At 71.6% G+C, this 19,181-nt stretch carries 18 protein-coding genes, 1 tRNA gene and 1 pseudogene; 7 read left to right on the top strand and 13 right to left on the bottom strand.

The annotated features are described in order from the left end of the window. Window positions 1-72: 72 nt before the first annotated feature. Complete coding sequence (locus ACQSSQ_RS17640; RefSeq protein ID WP_431328424.1) at window positions 73-1,941, bottom strand: hypothetical protein; 1,869 nt, start codon at window positions 1,939-1,941, stop codon at window positions 73-75. A 186-nt stretch (window positions 1,942-2,127) separates the two neighbouring features. Between ACQSSQ_RS17640 and ACQSSQ_RS17645 the strand changes: the two genes are divergently transcribed. Then, window positions 2,128-2,200 (top strand) — tRNA-Arg (locus ACQSSQ_RS17645). Between the two features lie 60 nt (window positions 2,201-2,260). On the opposite strand, the gene sigJ is transcribed toward ACQSSQ_RS17645, so the two are convergent. Then, the gene (sigJ, locus tag ACQSSQ_RS17650) at window positions 2,261-3,163 is read right to left on the bottom strand and encodes an RNA polymerase sigma factor SigJ (protein WP_431328425.1); all 903 of its coding nucleotides are present in this window, start codon (window positions 3,161-3,163) and stop codon (window positions 2,261-2,263) included. A 161-nt stretch (window positions 3,164-3,324) separates the two neighbouring features. On the opposite strand from sigJ, the gene ACQSSQ_RS17655 reads away from it, so the two are divergent. Next, the gene (locus ACQSSQ_RS17655) at window positions 3,325-3,672 is read left to right on the top strand and encodes a DoxX family protein (RefSeq protein ID WP_431328426.1); all 348 of its coding nucleotides are present in this window, start codon (window positions 3,325-3,327) and stop codon (window positions 3,670-3,672) included. 105 nt (window positions 3,673-3,777) lie between these two features. Further along, complete coding sequence (locus ACQSSQ_RS17660; protein ID WP_431328427.1) at window positions 3,778-5,616, top strand: phosphoenolpyruvate carboxykinase (GTP); 1,839 nt, start codon at window positions 3,778-3,780, stop codon at window positions 5,614-5,616. Between the two features lie 144 nt (window positions 5,617-5,760). On the opposite strand, the gene ACQSSQ_RS17665 is transcribed toward ACQSSQ_RS17660, so the two are convergent. Beyond that, complete coding sequence (locus tag ACQSSQ_RS17665) at window positions 5,761-7,959, bottom strand: N-acetylmuramoyl-L-alanine amidase (protein WP_431328428.1); 2,199 nt, start codon at window positions 7,957-7,959, stop codon at window positions 5,761-5,763. Window positions 7,960-8,138: 179 nt separating this feature from the next. Further along, window positions 8,139-9,032 carry an aldo/keto reductase gene (locus tag ACQSSQ_RS17670; RefSeq protein WP_431328429.1) on the bottom strand — a complete coding sequence of 298 codons (894 nt, stop codon included), beginning with the start codon at window positions 9,030-9,032 and terminating at the stop codon, window positions 8,139-8,141. A 67-nt stretch (window positions 9,033-9,099) separates the two neighbouring features. On the opposite strand from ACQSSQ_RS17670, the pseudogene ACQSSQ_RS17675 reads away from it, so the two are divergent. After that, window positions 9,100-9,570: pseudogene (locus ACQSSQ_RS17675) on the top strand (GNAT family N-acetyltransferase); the annotation flags it as partial. A gap of 135 nt (window positions 9,571-9,705) precedes the next feature. Here the strand turns inward: ACQSSQ_RS17675 and ACQSSQ_RS17680 are convergent. The 4 genes from ACQSSQ_RS17680 to ACQSSQ_RS17695 are packed head-to-tail and all read right to left on the bottom strand — an operon-like array spanning window position 9,706 to window position 11,876. Beyond that, entirely contained in the window at window positions 9,706-10,434 is a 729-nt protein-coding gene (locus tag ACQSSQ_RS17680; RefSeq protein ID WP_431328489.1) for a hypothetical protein, read from the bottom strand. Window positions 10,435-10,449: 15 nt separating this feature from the next. Beyond that, window positions 10,450-11,100, bottom strand: a complete 651-nt coding sequence (locus ACQSSQ_RS17685; protein WP_431328430.1) for a helix-turn-helix domain-containing protein — start codon at window positions 11,098-11,100, stop codon at window positions 10,450-10,452. Window positions 11,101-11,137: 37 nt separating this feature from the next. Then, window positions 11,138-11,542, bottom strand: a complete 405-nt coding sequence (locus tag ACQSSQ_RS17690; protein ID WP_431328431.1) for a secondary thiamine-phosphate synthase enzyme YjbQ — start codon at window positions 11,540-11,542, stop codon at window positions 11,138-11,140. Between the two features lie 37 nt (window positions 11,543-11,579). Beyond that, window positions 11,580-11,876, bottom strand: a complete 297-nt coding sequence (locus ACQSSQ_RS17695; RefSeq protein WP_431328432.1) for a DUF4287 domain-containing protein — start codon at window positions 11,874-11,876, stop codon at window positions 11,580-11,582. 120 nt (window positions 11,877-11,996) lie between these two features. On the opposite strand from ACQSSQ_RS17695, the gene ACQSSQ_RS17700 reads away from it, so the two are divergent. Further along, window positions 11,997-12,656, top strand: a complete 660-nt coding sequence (locus ACQSSQ_RS17700; protein ID WP_431328433.1) for a SanA/YdcF family protein — start codon at window positions 11,997-11,999, stop codon at window positions 12,654-12,656. 59 nt (window positions 12,657-12,715) lie between these two features. Here the strand turns inward: ACQSSQ_RS17700 and ACQSSQ_RS17705 are convergent, their stop codons facing one another. Beyond that, on the bottom strand, window positions 12,716-13,600 hold the full coding sequence (locus tag ACQSSQ_RS17705) for an ABC transporter permease (RefSeq protein ID WP_431328434.1): 885 nt from the start codon (window positions 13,598-13,600) through the stop codon (window positions 12,716-12,718). Beyond that, window positions 13,597-14,502: an ATP-binding cassette domain-containing protein gene (locus tag ACQSSQ_RS17710; RefSeq protein ID WP_431328435.1), complete on the bottom strand. Its 906-nt coding sequence runs from the start codon at window positions 14,500-14,502 to the stop codon at window positions 13,597-13,599. Before ACQSSQ_RS17710 ends, ACQSSQ_RS17705 begins: the two co-directional genes overlap by 4 nt. Before the next feature lie 143 nt (window positions 14,503-14,645). Here ACQSSQ_RS17710 and ACQSSQ_RS17715 point away from each other — a divergent pair, with 143 nt between their 5' ends. Both ACQSSQ_RS17715 and ACQSSQ_RS17720 read left to right on the top strand, forming a co-directional pair. Then, window positions 14,646-15,755, top strand: a complete 1,110-nt coding sequence (locus tag ACQSSQ_RS17715) for a sensor histidine kinase (RefSeq protein WP_431328436.1) — start codon at window positions 14,646-14,648, stop codon at window positions 15,753-15,755. Beyond that, window positions 15,752-16,408, top strand: a complete 657-nt coding sequence (locus tag ACQSSQ_RS17720; RefSeq protein WP_431328437.1) for a response regulator — start codon at window positions 15,752-15,754, stop codon at window positions 16,406-16,408. The genes ACQSSQ_RS17715 and ACQSSQ_RS17720 overlap by 4 nt, the downstream gene beginning before the upstream one ends. A gap of 21 nt (window positions 16,409-16,429) precedes the next feature. Here ACQSSQ_RS17720 and ACQSSQ_RS17725 read toward each other — a convergent pair whose 3' ends face one another. Genes ACQSSQ_RS17725 through ACQSSQ_RS17735 form a run of 3 tightly spaced genes read right to left on the bottom strand, consistent with a single transcriptional unit; the run spans window position 16,430 to window position 19,118 of the window. Continuing rightward, window positions 16,430-17,218 (bottom strand): ABC transporter ATP-binding protein, encoded by a 789-nt coding sequence (locus tag ACQSSQ_RS17725; RefSeq protein ID WP_431328438.1) that lies wholly within the window; start codon window positions 17,216-17,218, stop codon window positions 16,430-16,432. Beyond that, on the bottom strand, window positions 17,215-18,291 hold the full coding sequence (locus ACQSSQ_RS17730; protein ID WP_431328439.1) for a taurine ABC transporter substrate-binding protein: 1,077 nt from the start codon (window positions 18,289-18,291) through the stop codon (window positions 17,215-17,217). The genes ACQSSQ_RS17725 and ACQSSQ_RS17730 overlap by 4 nt, the downstream gene beginning before the upstream one ends. Before the next feature lie 2 nt (window positions 18,292-18,293). Next, the gene (locus ACQSSQ_RS17735) at window positions 18,294-19,118 is read right to left on the bottom strand and encodes an ABC transporter permease (protein WP_431328440.1); all 825 of its coding nucleotides are present in this window, start codon (window positions 19,116-19,118) and stop codon (window positions 18,294-18,296) included. Between the last annotated feature and the right edge of the window lie 63 nt (window positions 19,119-19,181).

The raw sequence follows: 19,181 nt of genomic DNA on the forward strand, positions 1-19,181 counted from the left end.
CCAGAGTGGCTCGCGAGGGGAAAGCGGAGGGCCCGCACCCCACAGGGGTACGGGCCCTCGAGCCGGATCGGGTCAGCGCTTCGGCGGCTTGCCGTACTGCATGACCGGGACCATGATCCCGCCGCTGACGACGGTGGCGGTCGCCCGTCGCGTCGTCTTGTCGACCGCGCGACGCCCGGAGCCCATGCTCAGGACCGCGGTCACGTCGTTGCCGTGCTCGGCACGCGACATCGCGGCGAGGAGCGCCGGGAGCGACGTCGCCTCGCTGGCGGTGGAGTAGTCCTCCTCGGCGTACTCCTCGTAGTACTCGTCCTCGTAGCCGGAGTAGGCGCCGCCCGAGACCGAGAGGATGCCGATCGGCCGGTTGAACTTGCGGCGCGGGACCGCGACCTCGAGGTTCACGAGCTTCTTGGCCGGGCCGCTCGCTCCGCGCTCGCGGACGAGCGTCACGCGCAGCCGCAGGTAGCCGCCGCGGCGCGCCATCAGGCCCGTGTTCTCGGCGACCTTGATCCACTGCCCGAACTGCTTGGCGTCCACGCGGCTGACCTTGTAGGCCTGGTAGCCCTCGCTGATCGACGTCGACTGCGCGGCGTCGACGATCGTGACGTCCTCGAAGTCGTTGTAGAGGATCGAGTCGATGTCGCCCGCGAGCTGGTCGGCGGCACCGGCGGTGATGTCGTAGCGATCGGCGTAGAGATCGCTGCGCGTGTAGGTCAGGATCTGCCCGCTGGCGCGGCGCACCTTGATCGTGCGGTAGGCGCGGGCCTGGCCGCCGAAGGTGCCGTCGGTCAGCGTCCAGCCGTCGTAGCCGGACTGCATCGCCGCGACGGTCGACAGCCAGTCCTGCGAGAGCACCGTCGTGGACGAGGAGCGCGTGCGGTTCTCGAACCGGTTGGTCGTCCGGACGGAGGTGCCCGTCGGTGCCTTGCCGAGCGTGCCCACGATCGCCGCGAGGCGGTCCTGGGTGATGGTGCCGATCGGCGCACCGACGTTGGCGATCTTGAACGAGCCCTCGTACAGGTCCTTCTCGACGTAGACCGCGTCGGCGCCGTGCAGCGAGAGCCTGGTCTTGCCCATCCAGTCCATCGGGTGCCCGAACGCGTAGACGGTCGAGCCGCAGACCGCGGTCGTCGTGCCGACGCCGGTGAGCGGGAGCGAGCCGTAGGAGTAGCCCGCGGCGATGTTGGAGCCGGCCGAGACCGGGATCGCCTTCGTGCTCGTACGGCCGCTGCCGCTGCCGTTGCGGAAGGTCACGCCCTTGAGCTTGGCGCGCTTGGCGATCGCCTGGGCCTTCGACGTGGGGACGCCGGCCGGGATCGTGATCGGCGTGGGCAGACGGCGCATCGAGCCGGCCGCCACCGTGGTGCTCGCGCCGGTGGCCCGCATCGAGGCGGCGACCTTCGCGGTGATCGCGACCGACGGTGCCGCGGTCGCGTACGACCCGGCGCGGTAGAGGTCCGCCGCCGGGGTGACGCCGGCGTAGTCGCTCGGCGAGGAGGACTGCCCGTACGCCACGGCGCCGACCAGACGGCCGTCGGGCGCGTAGAGCGGGGTGCCGGACATGCCGGCCCAGATGCCGCGGTCGACGTTGCCCGCGGCATCGGTGATCCGCGAGCCCTTCATCTTGAACACCAGCATGTCGACGCCGGGCGCGATGCCGTCTTCGATCGTGCCGACGAACTCGCCGGTGACCGTGTCGGCCTCGGTGCCCGTCGAGACCGTGAGGCCCTCGACGGTGGTGCCGGGCGTCGTGGTGGTCGCCCGGACCAGCTCCGACGCCGGGAACGCGGCGGGGCAGGCGGAGCCGACCGCGGGCGCGGGCGCTGCGGGGTCGTCGGCCAGCGCGGGGCCGGACGCGGCCAGGGCGGTCGCGGTGACGGCCGTCGCGGCGGCCGCGACGATCGTGAGCGTGCGCCTGCGGGCGCGCGCGGGTGCGGACATGGGGGAACCTCGGTTTCACAGGGGGGAACGGCGGCCTCGGAGCAGATGAGGGGCTCTGCCACCGAGGCAGCAATGTACTTGCTGAGAGGGGTCAGGAGGGGCGAAATCGACCAAGTGGGGATCCCGATTTCGGTCTCCGCGAACGACCCGCTAGAGTAGGGGTCGCTTCGCCAGAGTGCGGAGCGGGCGCTCGTAGCTCAACGGATAGAGCATCTGACTACGGATCAGAAGGTTAGGGGTTCGAATCCCTTCGAGCGCGCAGACTGGACGAAGGCCGGACCGCATCGCGGTCCGGCCTTCGTCGTACCGAGGCTGAGGGTCAACCCAGCACAGCGCTCACGTCGAGGCTGTCGAGCCGGACCGGGTCGGCGAGGACGTCGATGGCGACGATCTTCTGCTCCACGATCGTGAAGGCCATCACCACCTGTGCCTTCTGCTTCGGCGCCACCAGGAGGCCGACGGCCCCGTTGACGAGCACGCGGTGGGTGAACGGGGCGAGCACCTCGGCGTTGCGAGCCTGGGAGGCGACCTGCGCGGCTCCGCGCAGGGTCATCGTCAGCTGGGGGCGTGCCGTGCCGCCGTCGGAGCGCAGGATCACATCGGGGTCGAGCACGGACACGAGCGCGTCGAAGTCACCGAGACGTGCGGCGGCGAGGAACGCGTCGACGACCTGCCGCTGTCGGGCGAGGTCGGGATCGGGTGTCGGCGCCTGTCCGCGCACGCGTCGGCGGGCGCGGCTGGCGAGCTGACGCGCGGCTGCCGGTGAGCGGTCGAGCAGGGAGCCGATCTCCTCGAAGGCGACTCCGAACATGTCGTGCAGCACGAAGGCCAGGCGCTCGGCCGGGCTGAGCGAGTCCAGGACGACGAGCAACGCCATCCCCACGCCGTCGGCCACCACCGCCGACGCCTCCGGGTCCACGCCCGGGTCGGGGGTGACGACCGGGTCAGGGATGTGGGTCAAGGGCTGCTCGCGGCGCTGGCGCCGGCTCCGGAGCTGGTTGAGGCACACCCGTGACAGCACGGTCCGCAGCCAGGGCCCGATGTTCTCCACCGACGCGGTGTCGGCCCTGCTCACCCGGATCCAGGTGTCCTGGACCGCGTCCTCGGCGTCCGCGGACGATCCGAGCATCCGGTACGCGACCGCACGCAGCTGCGGGCGCTGCTGCTCGAAGGCGTGCTCGAGCCAGTCCTGGTGGTCGGATCCTCGGTGGGGTGCGGTCACGCTCGTCTCCTTCCGGCAGGCGCCTGTCACCAGGAAGACCCGCCAACGGTCGCGAGTGTGACACGTCACCCCCTCCTCGTGTCACGCTGCGGAGTCCGGCCGTGTCCTCCCTTCTGAAGGGTCACCACCAGGGTGGTCCGTCCCACCGGAAGGACATCGTCATGAGCACGGTCGCGATCGTCATCGTGGTCCTCGCGTCGGCCTGGATCGGCTTCTCCGCGTACGGGGTGCTGGCGCGCCGCGCCTTCGTCGTCGACAACCTTCGCCAGTACCGCGTCCCGGAACGCTGGTGGGTCAGGCTCGGTCTCCTCAAGGCGCTCGGGGCCCTGGGCCTGCTGGTCGGGCTCGTGGTGCCCGCCGTGGGTGTCGCGGCCGCCGTCGGTCTGGTGCTCTACTTCGTCGGCGCGATCCTCACCGTCTGCCGTGCCCGCGCGTACACGCATCTCCCGTTCCCGATCCTCTACCTCGTCCCGGCGGCGATCGCGGGAGTGCTCCTCGCCTCGGCGTGATGCCGTCGAATGACGCCCGCGGCAACAAATCGGGACCCCGATTCAGCGGCAGGAACAGGGGGTACTCTCAAACGCACCGCCGCCGATCGAAAGGATCCGCAACAAATGGCTGACCCCGACAAGGCGATGGACGACGCCGGCCTCACGAACCCGCGCGTCCGTGACTACGTACGCCACTGGGCCGAGGTCACGGGGGCCGATCGCATCGAGGTCGTGAGCGCCGCCGACGACGCCCGCCTGATCGAGGAGGCGCTCGCGGCCAAGGAGCTGGAGCCTGCAGGGATCGGGCGCTACTACTCGCGCAGCTACCACAAGGACACTGCGCGCTCCGAGGAGCGCACGATCGTCGCGACCAACAACCCGAAGGACAAGGGTGTCTACAACAACTGGCGCCCCGCCTCCGAGATGCGCCCGCTGCTCGAGAGCAAGATGCGCGGCGCGCTGGTCGGAAAGACGATGTACGTCGTCCCGTACCTGATGGCCCCTCCGGGCAACGAGCTGGCACCCTGGGCCGCGGGCGTCGAGCTCACCGACACCCGGACCGTCGTGCTCCACATGATCCGCATGGCGCGTGTGGGCGTCGAGTTCGTCAACGACCTCGACGACCCCGACAGCTTCGTTCGCGCCGTCCACGTCACGGGCGAGCTGGAGCTGCTCGGTCACGGCACGCCCGACGACCAGCGCTACTTCGTCACGGTCGCCGACGAGCGGACCATCCTGCACTTCGGCTCGTCGTACGGCGGCAACGCGCTCCTCGGCAAGATCGCCCACGGCCTGCGCCAGGGTGCGTACGACGGCTGGGACTCCCGCCGGTTCCTCGCCGAGCAGTACATGCTCATCGGGATCCACGACAAGGAGACCGGCGAGACGTACCACATCTGCGGAGGCTTCCCGAGCGCCTCGGGCAAGACCAACCTCGCGATGATGCTGCCGCCGGACGCGCTGGGCGACCGCTACCACGTGTCGTTCTACGGCGACGACATCGCGTGGCTGTGGGTCGACGAGGAGTCGGGACGCCTCTACGGGATGAACCCTGAGTACGGGGTCTTCGGCGTCGCGAAGGACACCAACGAGACGACCAACCCGACCGCGCTGCACTCCGTGGACGAGGGCACGGGGGCCATCTTCACCAACGTGGCCTACAACCCGCAGACGCAGGAGGTCTGGTGGGAGGGGCGTACGCCGGAGCCGCCGGCCGACGTCACGGGCTGGCTGGACTGGATGGGCGCCCCGATCGCCGACCGCGAGCCCGGCGACACCTCTCCGTGGGCGCACCCCAACAGCCGCTTCACGACGACGCTCGACAACGTCCCCAACATCGCGCCGGACTACAACGCCGCCTCCGGCGTGCCGATCGACGCGATCATCTTCGGCGGACGCACCCGCGACCGCGAGCCGCTGATCCGCGCGATCTCCGACCTCGCCGAGGGTGTGTACGACGGGCTGACGCTGGGCGCCGAGGCGACGTTCGCCGCCGAGGGGGTCGAGGGCCAGCTGCGCTACGACCCGATGTCCAACCGTCCGTTCATGGCCTACGGCGAGGGCGACTACGCGCGGCACTACCTCGACGTGGTCGGCGCCGCAAAGGAGCTGCCGATCTTCGCGCACGTCAACTGGTTCCAGCGTGATCCGGAGGACGGCCACTTCCTGTGGCCGGGCTACCGCGAGAACCTGCGGCCGCTGCTCTGGCTGATCCAGCTCAAGAAGGGGGAGGTCACCGGCCGCCAGACGCCGGTCGGCATCATCCCGACCAAGGACGAGCTGCTGCTGGACGGCGTCGACATCACGCCGGAGGACCTCGAGACGATCCTCTCGATCGACGTCGACCGGTGGAAGCAGGAGATCGGCTTCCGGGAGGAGCACCTGGCGCAGTTCGAGCGGATGCCGGAGGAGATCTGGGAGGCGCACCGCCGGGTCGCTGCTGCCCTCGACGCGGAGGCCTGAGCCCCTGGTGGTCGATTAGCCCGGAGCGCTCGCGGAGGGCGTATCGAGACCCGTGCTGGGTCTCGATACGCCCCTCGCCCAGGGGCTCGGTGCTACTCGACCACCTTTCGGGTCGGTGCTACTCGACCACCTTCCTGGTCGGTGCTACTCGACCACCTTCCGGGTCGGCAGCGAGGGGGCGAACATCGCGCGGAGCGCCGGGTCGTCCACCGTGACCACCGCAACGACACGCTTGCCGGCGTCCGACGGCTTCAGCGTGTACGTGTACGACGCCGCGTCCGCGACCTTGCGGCCCCCGACGAGCCACGTGTAGCGGAAGTCCGTGACCTCGCGCGACCACGACCCGTTGCTCACGGTGAGTGTCGATCCCACCTTCGCCTCACCGGTGATCCTCGGCAGCGAGGTCGGGACCACGTTCTGCTTGCCGGGGTCGGCGAGCGTCACGTCGTCGGCCTTCACGAACACCTGCTTGTGCGCGTACCAGAGCTGGTAGTACCGCAGCTGGCCCTTCACGTCGGTCCGGTCGTCGGGGATCGACCCGTCGTAGCTCTTCGCGTAGTAGTAGTCCGTCTCCACGTCCGCGTCGCTCACGGCGTACGTCTGACCGACCCCGAGCGTGTACTCCAGCGCCGAGTGGGCCTGGAACGGGATCGCGAACGGCGCGTACGCCGCCGCCTCAGGGTAGGCACGGCCGAAGATCGGCGCCGCCGTCGTGGTGGACGTCGTCGTCACGGTCTTGGCCGTCGTACGGAACACCACCGGCTTCGCCGCGGGGTTCTGGATCCAGACCAGCGAGCCGGCCCACCAGACACCGAGCCACTCGCCCTGCACCTGGGCGACGACGAGCTTGTGGCCGGACTGGATGCGGGCGCTGATGTCGCTCGCGTACGTCGTGCCGGCGGCGCCGGTCGGCTTCCAGCCCGGGTCCTTCGCGAACGGGGCATCGGTCGACGGAGCCTGGTAGGCGAGGACGAAGTTGGTCCCCTGCCCGGCGACGCAGTCCCCGGAGCCGGGCGAGGCCTGCTGGCAGCCCGTGATCGTGTTGACGTTGTCGGCGTAGCCGGAGCGGACCTCGACGACGTCGCCCGCCTTGACCTTCGTGGTGTTCTTCGCCGACTGCCCGATCGGCGCGCCGATCAGGTCGAAGTAGTGCTCCCAGTCCCAGTAGGGCCCCGGGTCCCAGTGGACGCTCTTCGTCGAGCCGTACGCGACGCCGGGCACCTGGTCGTGCCCGATGATGTGCGCGCGGTCCAGCGGGATGTCGTGCTCGTCGGCGAGGTGCCGCACCAGCTTCGCCGACTGCTCGTACATCGCCTCGGTGAACCAGCCGGCCGAACCGGCCCAGCCCTCGTGCTCGATGCCGATCGAGTGCGCGTTGACGTACCAGTTGCCGGCGTGCCAGCCGACGTCCTTCGGGTCGAGGTGGTTGGCGATGTGGCCGTCGGACGACCGGATCGTGTAGTTCCACGCGAGATAGCCGGGATCGGTGACGAGCCCGATCGTCGGGTCGTACGCGGTCTCGGTGTCGTGGATGACGATGTACTTGAGCTTCGGTCCGCCCGGTCCGGTGCGGTCGGCCTTGTCGTGGTTGCCGTAGTTGCCGGTGCTGTCGGGGTCGGCCGGGTCCAGCTTGGCGTACCCGGCCGGGATCCACTCGCAGCCGAGGTCCGGCGGGCAGTCCGCCTGGGGGTCGCTCGCGGTCGCGGAGGGGACCGTGACCGACGGGTCCGCCTCGAGCGTCACCGCCTCGCCGTCCGAGGTGAGGCGGGACTGACCCTTGCGCAGCGTGCTGAGGACCTGCGTGGTGAACGTGTCGGCCGAGCCGAACTGGGCGATGGCGCCGGTCCACCTCGCGGCGGGCGTGGTCGCGTCGAGGTCCGGCGCGTACGCCGCGGTGAGCGCCGCAGCCCCGCAAAGGTTGGCACGGTCGTCGGCCCGCACGGTCGAGGCCGCGATGCCGGTGAGGTCGGCGGCCCGGTCGAGCTGGCTCACGGTGGAGCGCGCCGAGTCCCCGTCCCCCTTCCCGGCGCCGTCGGGGACAGCGGTCGTCGTGGACTTCAGGTTGAACATGCCGTATCCGCCGTCGTTGCTGACCTGGCCGTCGTGGCCCTCCCAACGAGACTGCATGTACGAGACGGCCTTGAGGAGGTCCGCGGGGACGTCGGCCGCACGGGCGGCGGCGTCGAACGCGGCGTCGAGCGTCGGGGCCGTCAGGACTGCGCTGCAGTCGACGGCCGGCTGGTCGGAGGTGGTGGTGGCCGAGACCAGCGAGGCGGGCATCGCGGTCAGCAGCAGTGCTGACGCGCCCCCGACGACGCCGGTCCGGACGAGTGAGGATCGCACGCGAGTGGCTCCTTCCGTCGCCTGACCGGTTCAGGTGATCCCTTGCATGCAAGCGCACGGACAGGTGGTTGCACCATGCGTCGTATCAGCAGGTGGGATGAAGATTTGTTACGTAAACTCGCAACGAGCGCCGATCCCGTGCTGGATTCCGTGAAAAGTTGAAGATGATCGGACACGCATCATCGCCGCGAAAGGCGCGCCAACTCGCTCTCGTCCAGGCGGAGGGCGCCGGCGGCGACGTTCTGCTCGAGGTGCCCGAGGTTGCCGGTGCCGGGGATCGCCAGCACGTGCGCCCCCTGCTGCAGCGTCCACGCCAGCCGGACCTGCGCGGGCGAGGCGCCGTGCGCGTCGGCGATCGCAGCGACCTCCTCGTCCTCGGCCGACGCGGACCTGCCGCGCTCGGCGCCGGTCCCGGCGACGGCGAAGAACGGCACGAAGGCGATCCCGAGGTCGCCGCACGTGGCGAGGAGGTCGAGCGCGTCAGGGGAGGAGCCGATGCCGAACCGGTTCTGCACGCAGACCACCGGGGTGATGGTCAGGGCCTCCTCGAGGTGCGAGCGCTCGACCGCGGAGACGCCGATGTGCCGGATCAGCCCGGCCTCGCGGAGGTCGGCGAGCGCCCCGACGTGCTCGGCGACGGACTCCACCGTCGGCATCCGCCGGAAGTTCACCACGTCGAGGTGGTCGCGGCCGAGCTGGCGAAGGTTCTCCTCGACCTGTCCGCGCAGCTCGTCCGGCCGCGCCGGAGAGAGCCAGGCGCCGGAGGGGTCTCTGCCCGGTCCGACCTTCGTCGCGATCACGAGATCGTCCGCGTACGGCGCGAGCGCGCTGTTGATCAGCTCGTTCGCCGAGCGCAACGGCGAGAAGTAGAAGGCGGCGGTGTCGACGTGGTTCACCCCGAGCTCGACCGCTCGCCTCAGGACCTGGATCGACCGGTCGCGGTCGCGCACCTCCCCGAGGTCGAACGCGGCGCTCCCGGTCAGGCGCATCGCTCCGAACCCGAGCCGGTTCACGGTCAGGTCGCCCAGCTGCCACGTGCCCGCGGCATCCGCGGTGGTCGTCGTCGAGGTCATCGACGGAGTCTGTCACGGGCCGAAACTGCGTTGCCTCCCTCTGCGCCCGCCTGGTTGTCTCGCTCCCGTGACGACACCCGACATCGCCTGGCCCCGCAGCACCGAGCGGCTCGAGCTCCGGCTGCCCACCGAAGCCGGCCTCGACGAGGCGCTTCAGTGGCGCAACGCGCCGGACGTGACCCGCTGGTTGATCCGGACGGTCGTCGAGCCCGCGTCCTTCCGCAAGACCTGGCTCGCCAGCGTCGACGACCCGACCGACCACGCGGTGCTGGTGCACCTCGAGGGTGCGGTGATCGGCCTCGCGTCGCTCGAGGTTCGCGACGGTCTGGGGCAGCGTGAGGGCGGGGAGCCGTGGCACGGCGTCGAGGGGTCGCTCGGCTACACCTTCGCGCCGGGGTACGCCGGACGCGGCTACGCGACCGAGGTCGCCCGCGCGCTGCTCGACCTGGCCTTCACCGAGCTCGGCCTCCTGCGTGTCACCGCCGCGTGCTTCGCGGACAACACCGCGTCGTGGCGGGTGATGGAGAAGCTCGGCATGCGTCGTGAGCAGCATGGCGTGCGCGACTCGTGGCACGCGGAGCTCGGATGGATCGACGGCTACACGTACGGGATCCTCGCCGACGAGTGGGCGGCCCGGGACGGGCGGTGGGACCAGGCTCACCGCCGGGCCGGGTCAGACCGCGGCGCGCTCCACGAGGCGCGCCAGTCGGGCCAGTCCGTCCTCCGCGCCGTCGATCATCGAGGTCGCGAGGTGGTTCTGGGCCGCCGGCACCGCCTCGCGGACGTACTTCGCCTCGCCCTTCGACAGCTCGACCCCTCGCAGGTCGCGTGCGGTGAGCATCGAGGCGAGGAGCGCGAGGTCGTCGAGGTGACGCTCGCGGGCGGGGTCGACCGTGATCGAGTGCGCGGCGGACTTGATCACGAGCGCGCCGAGCAGCGTGGGACGGCGTACGGTGCCCGTCGTGTCGCCGACCGTCACCTCGACCGGCTCGGAGCGGCGCAGGGCGTAGATCGCGCCGGGCGTCGCGAGCCCCGGGTAGCCGCTCGCGCCCGTGCTGCGACCGGGCTGTCCGGTGAACGCGGGGATGAGGACGTCGATCGTCGCCGCGCCGCGGACCCAGCGGTGCTGCTTGCCACTCGCGGTCAGACCGCGCGGCTCGAAGTCGGCCTCCGAGAGCGCCGAGGTCACCGTCATCAGGATCTGCGGATGGCCGCGGACGTCGAGGACGGTGTCCACGTCCGGGGTGGAGCGGTACGGCTCGACGCCCCGCTCGGCGCAGTGCAGGTGGACCATCTGCCCGCCGACGAGCGTCCAGCCCTCGGGCACGTTCTTGGCCAGGTGGAACAGCCCGAACCAGGACGCCTCCTGCTCGGCGCTCATCACGGGGAGCACGATGCTCACGCCGACCTCCTGGTCTCAGGACGACCCGAGCCGGACGAGCTCGGTCGCACGGGCGCTCTCGCGGGATCCTAGGTGCTCGGCCAGGTCCGTTGCCAGGACCGGCCACCTCGTCGTGTCGGGCACCACGTCGACGACGTGCAGGACGACGTTGCCCTCCTGACGGTCGGCAGGGACGAGGAAGTAGTCGTCCACGAGGTCGTCGAGGTCCGCCGTCGCCGCGTACGCCTCGAGGGTGCCGCTGACGATGAAGCTCCCCTCGGCGCTGACTCCCGAGCGGTGGACCCGCTCGTCGTCGCGCAGGTCGTCGAGGTCGGACGCGGCGACCCGGAACTCCCGCCGGTCCGCCCTGCGGGCCATCCAGCCCCGCAGCAGCGCGGCGGGGTCGTCGGCCGCGCGCAGACGCTCGGCGTACGCGTGGAGGCGGGCGCGCTCGGTCGACGCGACCGCGGGCGACCCTCCCGCCAGCAGGTCGAGGAGCGCCCATGCCATGCGGGGCGAGAGCGGGCGCGAGGGCTTCGGGGCCGCCAGCGGGAGCCGGGCCGGGTCGATCGCCCACTGGTTGCCGACCCGGACCGCGGGCAGCGTGCCGTCCTCGATGCGCTGGTGCACGCGTCGAGGCGAGATGGCGAGACGCTCCGCCGCCTCGCGTACGCCGATCAGGGCCACGACACAAGTCTACGTGATCGCGAAGACTTGTGTTGGATCATCCTGCCAGAAAGCTGAGACGCACCTCGCGCACCGGGTTGTCGACGTTCGTGTCGACCAGCACCACGCTCTGCCAGGTCCCCAGCGCGAGCGAGCCGCCGAGCACCGGGACGGTGACCGACGGCGCCATGAACGCCGGGACGACATGGTCGCGTCCGTGCCCCGGTGTCCCGTGCTGGTGGCGCCAGCGGTCGTCGCGCGGCAGCAGGTCGTCGAGGGCCGTCAGCAGGTCGTCGTCGGAGCCGGCCCCGGTCTCGATGATCGTCACGCCGGCGGTCGCGTGAGGGACGTAGACGTTCAGCAGCCCGTCGCGCTCGCTCGCGACGAACCGCTCGCAGTCGCGGGTCAGGTCGTGGACGACGGCGCGGTCGCCCGTCCGGATCTCGATCGTGTCGGTGCGCATGCCCCGATCGTCGCGCGGGGCATGCGCGCGAGCGACCTCAGGACGTCGCGGGGTTCGTCGCGGCGCCGTCCAGCCACAGCGTGTCCGACGCGTCGCTGTGGCTGCCGGACGTGCCCACGTGCTTGGTGCTGATCTTCGGGCCGTTGCGGATCACGTGCCACAGTGCCATCGCGTGCCCCCGGCCGACGCCGTACTCCTCGTCGAGCCACGCGACGACCTGCCCTGCCTTGGCGTCCGGCTCGGCGAAGCCGCGCTCCCGGGCCTCCTCGACGAGCGCGCGCGGGGTCTTGCCGGTCTTCTTCTCGAGGGTGTCGAGGTAGGCCTGGAACGACATGGTCGGTCTCCGTCTCGCGATGGTGGTGGTCCCCAACGGACTCACCCGAACAGACCGGCGCCCCGTACGAAAGTCATCGGATGCCGTACAACGTTGGCGATGCCGCCTACGCTGACCGGCATGAGTCGCCTGCGCCGCCGTCTGATCGTCGTCGCGGGGGCGTTCGCGCTGTCGGGCACCCTCGTGGTCGCGACCGCCAACGCCGTCGTGGTGAAGCGGACCGACGACCGGATAACTGACGACCCCGATGCTCTGCCGCACGCGCAGGTCGCCCTCGTGCCGGGGTCCTGGGTCATGCCCGACGGCCGGCTCGGAGCGGTCGTCCAGCAGCGCGTCGACGCCGCGGTCGCGCTCTACCGCGCGGGGACGGTCGACAAGGTCCTCGTGTCCGGCGACAACCGCACCCACGCCTACAACGAACCGGACGCCATGCGCGACGCCGTCCTCCGAGCGGGCGTGCCGCCCGAGGACGTCTTCACCGACTACGCCGGCCGCAGCACCTGGCACACGATGCGGCGCGCCCGCGAGGTCTTCCGGGTGGAGAACGCCATCGTCGTCACGCAGGACTTCCACGTCGCGCGCGCCGTGGACCTCGGCCGCGCCGCCGGGATGGACGTGCGCGGCCTCGCCGTCGGTGACGCCAACCGCCTGCGGGTCAGCGCGCGCGAGGTGCTCGCCCGCGTCCGCGGCTTCGGGGAGGCGACGCTGCGCCCGGAGGTCCTGCTCGGCCCCGAGATCCCGATCACCGGCGACGGCCGCGCCTCCTGGGCGAAGCCCTGACAACCGTGCGGGAGGCCCGACCCCGGGGTCGGACCTCCCGCACGGTGACGCGACGTCGGTCAGGAGACGTCGCGGCGTCGTACGAGGACGAGAACCAGGACCACCAGCCCGACGCAGTACGCCGTCACCGTCGCCAGCGCCTGCCCGCCGGACAGCGTGTCGAGGATCCCGGGGGTCTCGTTCGGGTTGGCCGAGACGTCGATGAGCGCACCGACGAGCGAGCCTCCCGCCGTCCCCGGGAGGACCTCCGTCACCGCCTCGACGGGACCGAGCAGTGCGCCGACACCGCGGAGAAGGTTCTCGACGACGAGGGCCCACACCAGTCCGAGCCCGACCGCCAGGGCCGGGCCCCGCGCCACGGTCCCGAGGGCGTAGCCGAGCAGCGCCCACATCTCGAGCACCAGGAAGCCGCCGCCGAAGGACTCGAGCAGGGCGCCGACCGAGGGCCACGTGACGGCCTGCGACTCCACCCCCGCGACCAGCAGCGAGACGCCCGTGAACAGCACCAGGGTCAACGCCAGGATGCCGAGGACGGCAGCCGTGAGGGCGACGATCGAGCCTCCCACCGTGGCGGGGCGCGACGGGCCCTGGGTGAAGACGGTCTTCCACGTCCCCCAGCCGTAGCCGTTGCCGGCCACGATCGCGCCGAGCACCAGCGCCAGCGCCCCGCCGAACATCGGCAGGCCCTGGACGAGCACCGTCGGGAGTGCCGCAGGGAGCATCTCGACGAGCAGCTGCGCCCGGGTGTCGCCGTCGCCGGCGAAGCTGAGGTCGCCCGTCCGGTAAGAGAGGTAGGGGAACAGGTAGCCGAACACCAGGGCCAGCGCGACCCACACGGCCACCGTCACCCACACGGCCGGCCACTTGCGGAGGCGCAGCAGCTCCGCCCGGGTGCTGCGCGTGATCGAGGAGGCCGCCATCGGCGTGTCCATCAGTGTGGTCATGACACCTTCTCCTTCGTCGTCGGGGTCTCGGTGGTCATCTCGAAGAAGACCTCCTCGAGGGTGCGCTCGGCGGGCGACACCTCGTGGACGTCGACCCCGGCGGCGACCAGGTCTCGTACGAGCGCGGGCGCGGCCGTGGCCGGGAGCCCGATCTCGAGACCGTGCGGGGTGCGGCGTACGGCGTCCTCGCCCGCGACGCGCATCGCGACCGCGATCGCCCCGTCCTCCGGAGTCGCGTGCACCCGCAGCGTCGCGTCGCCGCGGAGCTCGTCGACCCGCGCCTCGCGCAGCAGCCGACCACCGTTGATGACGCCGACGCGGTCGCAGATCTCCTGGACCTCGGCGAGGAGGTGGCTCGAGAGCAGCACGGTCTGCCCGCCGCGCGCGAGCGACACGACGAGCGCCCGCATGTCGGCCATGCCCGCAGGGTCGAGCCCGTTCGTCGGCTCGTCGAGCACGATCAGCTCCGGGTCGCCCATGAGTGCGGAGGCCACGCCGAGCCGCTGCTTCATGCCGAGCGAGTAGGCCTTGAACTTGTCGCCCGCACGGTCGGTGAGGTCGACGCGTGCCAGCGCGGCATCGACCGCGTCGTCGCCGAGACCGCGGTAGCGGGCCATCGTCCGCAGGTTGTCGCGCCCGGACAGGTACGGGAAGAACCCCGGCCCCTCCACCAGCGCCCCCACGCGGGCGATCACGTCGGGACGGCCGGCAGGCCGTCCCAGGACGCTCGCCGTGCCGGCCGTGGGCCGGATCAGGCCGAGCATCATCCGCAGGGTCGTCGTCTTGCCGGCCCCGTTCGGGCCGAGGAATCCGTAGACCTCGCCCCGCCGTACGGTCATGCTGACCGAGTCCACGGCGAGTCGTTCGCCGTACCTCTTGGTCAGCCCGTGTGTCTCAACCACCAGATCGTCCATGACCTCCACGGTCGTCGCCGCGGTGCCGTGAGGCGTCCGTCCTGACGCGGCTCCTGCGTACGCGGATCTGCGTACGGCGGAGCCTCGCGCGGTCGTACGCCCCAGGGCTCGGCGCGTTCTATCCTCGGCCCGTGAGCGACCGGCGTCCCGACCTGCTCCACGCTCCCGGCTGGTGGCCGTGGACCGTGGTGATCATCGTGCTGCTCGGCACGGTCGCGTCCAACCGCGAGGTTGGCTCGAGCCACGGCGAAGTCGTCGGCGCCGCCCTCACCGCCGTGCTCGCGGTCCTCCCGGCCGTCTTCCCGTGGCGGGCGGAGGTCGCGCTGCTGGCCAGCGGGATCTGCACCGCCGTCTACTTCGGAGCGGGCTTCGCCGACGGACCGGTCTTCTTGGCGCTCCCGACCGTGACGTTCATGGTCGCGCTGCGCGCCACCTCGTACCGGTGGGTGCCCTGGGCCGTCGGTGCCGCCCTCGTCGCCGCGGCCGCGCTCGTCATCCGGATGCTGGCCACCGACGGGCAGCGGACGCAGGAGGTGTGGCAGGCGATCGGGCTGCTCGCCGTCGTCGCCGCGGCCGGTGCCGTCGCCACCGCCGTGAGCCAGCTGCAGTCCTCGCGTGCCGACCGCAGCGCCCGGGCGGCGACCGAGGAACGGCTGCGGATGGCGCAGGACCTGCACGACGGTGTCGGGCACGGGCTCGCGGTGATCGCGATGCAGGCGGGTGTCGCGCTGCACGTGCTCGAGCGCGACCCGGCGAAGGCGCGCGAGAGCCTCGAGGCGATCCGCGCGACGAGCCGCGAGTCCCTCGACGCGCTGCGAGCCGAGCTCGGGCGGATGTCGGGCACCGAGGCCGCACGCCGACCCGTCCGTGGGATCGACGACCTCGACGCCCTGCTGGACCGGGTCCGCGCCGGAGGGCTGGAGGTCGTGCGGACAGGCGACGTCCAGCACGTGGACGACCGGCTCGGCGAGGTCGTGTACGCGGTCGTGCAGGAGGCCCTGACGAACGTGCTCCGGCACGCGGGCGCCACCCGGGCCGTGGTCGACGTCGCCCGGAACGCCAGCACGCTCGAGGTGACCGTGAGCGACGACGGGCGCGGTGGCCCGACCTCCGGCCAGGATGAGGGCATGGGCATCACGGGCATGCGGGCACGCGTCGGCGAGGTCGGCGGCGTGCTCGCGGCGGGTCCCGCCGGCGGCGCGGGGTTCCGCGTCCACGCCTCGCTGCCGGAGGAGCCGTGATCAGGGTCGCGCTCGTCGACGACCAGCCGCTCGTCCGGATGGGGCTCGCGACGCTGATCGACACCGAGGACGGTCTCGAGCTGGTCGGCGCGGCCGCGGACGGACGCGAGGGGCTCGCCCTGATCCGCCGGACGACGCCCGACGTGGTGCTGTGCGACATCCGGATGCCGGTGCTCGACGGGCTCGCCCTCCTCGCCGAGGTCAACGGCGACGCCGCGCTCGACGACGTACGGATCGTGATGCTGACGACGTTCGAGCTCGACGAGTACGTCTTCGAGGCGCTGCGGCACGGGGCCAGCGGCTTCCTGCTCAAGGACGCGGAGCCGACGGCGCTGCTCGACGGCATCCGCGTCGTCGCCGCCGGCGGGTCGCTGCTCGCCCCGTCGGTGACGCGTACCGTGATCGAGCGCTTCAGCGGCTCGTCGGCCGCGTCCCGTCCGCACCCGCGCCTGGAGGACCTCACCGAGAGGGAGCGCGAGATCCTCGGCTGGGTCGCGACCGGCCGCTCCAACCAGGAGATCGCGGACGCGCTCGTCGTCAGTCCCGACACGGTCCGTACGCACGTGAGCCGCGCGATGGTCAAGCTGCACGCGCGCGACCGGGCGCAGCTCGTGGTGTTCGCGATCGAGTCCGGCCTGCGGGCTGACCGCTAGCCCGCTCCCCCGGGCGGAGGATCAGGCGATCGCGTCCCGGACGCGGCGCGTCATCGCCGCGAACTCGGGCGAGGCGCGCAGCTCCTTCGGGTCGACGTCCGCCGACGCCGCGGCGAACGGGGCGTTCTCGTCGAGCACGATCCGTCCCGGACGCGGGCTCATCACGAGCACGCGCGAGCCGAGGAGCACCGCCTCGTCGACGCCGTGGGTGATGAAGAGGACGGTCTTGCCGGTCGTCCGCCACAGCGCCAGCAGCTCGCCCTGGAGGCGTTCGCGGGTCAGCGCGTCGAGGGCGCCGAACGGCTCGTCCATCAGCACGATGTCGGGGTCGTTCGCGAGGACGCGCGCGATCTGGGTGCGCTGCTGCATGCCGCCGGACAGCTCGTACGGCCTCCGGTCGGCGAAGTCGGTCAGCCCCACCATCGCGAGGTACGCGTCCGCGCGCGCCGTCCGCTCCGCCTTGGCGGCCCCGCGCAGCCGCGGGCCGAGCGCGATGTTGCCGCGCACGTCGAGCCACGGGTAGAGCGTGGGCTGCTGGAACACGACCCCACGCTCGGCGCCCGGCCCGCGGACCTCGTGGTCGCCGACCGTGATCGATCCGGACGAGGGCCGCATGAACCCCGCGACCAGACGCAGCAGCGTGGTCTTGCCGCACCCCGACGGCCCGGCGAGCGTGACCAGCTCGCCGGGCTCGATCGTGAGGTCGATCCGGTCCAGTGCCGGCACCTCGGCGCCGCGGGAGCCGAAGACGTGCTCGACTCCCGCGACGCGCACGGCGCCCGCGTGCGTACGGACCGACTCCAGGGTCACTGTGCCGCCGCCTCCGCCGCGCTCGGGTCGACGCCCTCGGCGTACGCGGACTCCGGTCCGACCGCGGCGATGCCGTCCTGCGTGAGCAGGAACTGCGCCGTCGCGAAGAGGTCCGTGCCGAGCTTGCCCCCGAGGTAGTCGGGACCGGCCTGCTCCTCGGCCGACAGGTAGACGAAGCCGTCGAACTGGGCCTTCGCCTCCTCGGTCGTCACCCCGACCTCGACCGCGACGCTCTCGGCGGCCTTGTCGGGGTCGTCGGCGATCTGCCCGATCGCGTAGTCCTGCGCCTTCGCCCACAGCGCGAGGAAGTCGGCGTCACCCGCGATGAACTCGTCCGACGCCACGCCCACGTCGAACGTCGGCTTGCCCGCCTTCGCGGTGTCCTCGCTGGTGAGGATCACGGTGCCCTTGTCCTTCTTGAGCTCGCTCAGCGTCGGGTCCCAGACCCAGGACGCGTCGATGTCGCCCCGCGACCACGCCGGTGCGATCTGCTCCGGCTCGGCGTTGACCAGCTTGTAGTCGGTCGCCTTCTCCCCGGCGTCGGTGATCGCCTGCAGCAGCGAGAAGTGGGCGGTGGACCCGAACGGCGTCGCGATCGTCTTGCCCTTGAGCCCCGCGATGTCGGTCGCGGCGCCGTCGCGCACGACCAGCGACTCGGCCGCGCCGATGACGTCGTGGATCCAGACGACCTTGACGGGCAGGTTCAGCGGGGCGGACAGCGCCTTCGTCGCCGGCGAGGAGCCCATCAGGCCGATGTCGAGGCTCTTGCCGCCGAACGCCTGCACCACGTCGCCGCCGGAGGCGAAGTTGCTCCAGGTGATCGTCGCGTTGGGCGCGCAGCTCTCGAGGATCTTCTGGTCCTTCACAACGACGTCGCCGTTCGGGATCTTCTGGTAGCCGATCCGCACGGTCGAGGTGATCGACTCGTCCGGCTCCCAGGGGCAGTCCGAGCTGCCGCCGGCGGAGGCCTCGTCGCCGCCGCCGACGCAGCCGGAGGCGAGGAGCGCGAGCGCCGTCACGGCGGCTGCCGCGGCGGCCTTCGAGCGGGCGGACTTCAGGGGTGCTGGCTTCATGGTCAGGCCTTTCCTCGCCACGGGACGAGTGTTCGTTCGATGAGACGGATGACGGCGTCGAGCGCGATGGCGGTGAGACCGATGACGAGGATGCAGGCCACCGACAGCGCGATCTTGTTCTGCGTGCCCGAGAGGTACGCGAGACCGCCGATGCCCGGGAGCCCGTTGACGAGCTCGGCGGCGACGACGGTGGTCCAGGCGAAGCCGACCGCGACCCGGATGCCGCTGAGGATGTCGGGCAGCGTCGCCGGCAGGACGACGGACGTGACGGCCTGCCGGCGCGAGGCACCGAGGGACAGGACCGCGTTGACCTGGTCCTCGCGCACGCCCTGGACGCCGTTGATCGTCGCCAGGGCGATCGGCGGGAACGCGGCCAGGAAGAGCAGCCAGATCTTGGACGCGTCGTAGATGCCGAACCATGCGACGAGGAAGCCCATGTACGCCAGCGGCGGGATGGACCGCAGGAAGTCGAGGTACGGCCCCGCGACCCGGCGTACGGACGCGACCGTGCCCATCAGCAGGCCGAGCGGGACCCCGACCACGATGGCGAGCGCGAGGCCGATGCCGATCCGGCGCAGGCTCACCACGAGGTGCTCCCACAGGAAGTAGTTCTCCTCGCCGCGCACCACACGGTCGACGCCGCCGCCGATCGGGTGGTACGTGTTGGCGCGGACGAACGCGTCCCACACCTCCAGCGGGCTGGGGGCGAGGTAGGCGGGGTGGACGACGTCCGAGGCCGCCACGACCGTCCACAGCACGAGCACCCCGACCGCGGTGATCACGGCGGGGAGCCAGCTGAGGCCGAGGCGGCGCGGTCGTCGGAGCATGGTGGGGAACGTACGACGCACCTGAGGCGTCGTCCTGCCATCTCGCCGGGCGCCGCAGATCTG

Origin of the sequence: Mumia spirodelae, from assembly GCF_050632745.1 — a bacterium.
Lineage (GTDB): Bacteria > Actinomycetota > Actinomycetes > Propionibacteriales > Nocardioidaceae > Mumia.

What these genes read in the sequence shown, in the direction of transcription:
- ACQSSQ_RS17640 (WP_431328424.1), bottom strand. Translation starts at nt 1,941, where the DNA reads ATGTCCGCACCCGCGCGCGCCCGCAGGCGCACGCTCACGATCGTCGCG.
- ACQSSQ_RS17670 (WP_431328429.1), bottom strand. Translation starts at nt 9,032, where the DNA reads ATGACCTCGACGACGACCACCGCGGATGCCGCGGGCACGTGGCAGCTG.
- ACQSSQ_RS17695 (WP_431328432.1), bottom strand. Translation starts at nt 11,876, where the DNA reads ATGTCGTTCCAGGCCTACCTCGACACCCTCGAGAAGAAGACCGGCAAG.
- ACQSSQ_RS17730 (WP_431328439.1), bottom strand. Translation starts at nt 18,291, where the DNA reads ATGAAGCCAGCACCCCTGAAGTCCGCCCGCTCGAAGGCCGCCGCGGCA.
- ACQSSQ_RS17660 (WP_431328427.1), top strand. Translation starts at nt 3,778, where the DNA reads ATGGCTGACCCCGACAAGGCGATGGACGACGCCGGCCTCACGAACCCG.
- ACQSSQ_RS17655 (WP_431328426.1), top strand. Translation starts at nt 3,325, where the DNA reads ATGAGCACGGTCGCGATCGTCATCGTGGTCCTCGCGTCGGCCTGGATC.
- ACQSSQ_RS17735 (WP_431328440.1), bottom strand. Translation starts at nt 19,118, where the DNA reads ATGCTCCGACGACCGCGCCGCCTCGGCCTCAGCTGGCTCCCCGCCGTG.
- ACQSSQ_RS17705 (WP_431328434.1), bottom strand. Translation starts at nt 13,600, where the DNA reads ATGACCACACTGATGGACACGCCGATGGCGGCCTCCTCGATCACGCGC.
- ACQSSQ_RS17690 (WP_431328431.1), bottom strand. Translation starts at nt 11,542, where the DNA reads ATGCGCACCGACACGATCGAGATCCGGACGGGCGACCGCGCCGTCGTC.
- ACQSSQ_RS17700 (WP_431328433.1), top strand. Translation starts at nt 11,997, where the DNA reads ATGAGTCGCCTGCGCCGCCGTCTGATCGTCGTCGCGGGGGCGTTCGCG.